The organism is Paenibacillus sp. SER-28, from assembly GCF_052906305.1.
Map to the genome: position 1 here is coordinate 1 of NZ_JBRECM010000060.1, position 284 is coordinate 284.

1 protein-coding gene is annotated in these 284 nt (G+C 56.7%); it reads right to left on the reverse strand.

Features of this window, described 5'->3' with window-relative positions; all coding sequences use genetic code 11:
- Positions 1 to 284: hypothetical protein (locus ACUYLD_RS25615; RefSeq protein ID WP_446676235.1), on the reverse strand; the 284-nt coding region annotated here is incomplete at both ends.

A 284-nucleotide genomic window follows, 5' to 3' on the forward strand; every position in this document is an offset into this window, starting at 1 on the left:
CACATCCGTGGCATCCCCGATGTACAGCGACTCATCGTCCAGCGCCAGTACGGTGTGCAGACGCAAGTTCGCTGCGGGTTCGGATGCTGCTTCGCTATCAGATTCTGATTTCAAGCTTAATCCCTCATTAAGGCTGTCTCTTTCCATCGTTTCAATGCTAACCGCCGTTTCCAGCTCGCCCTCAGCCTGCCCTCCGGCCAAAGCCCATCGGCTTTCCTCCAGCCATGCTTGGGCACGCTCCTGCAAACCTGTTTGAGTCAGTAGCACTGTCGCACCGCTGTCCT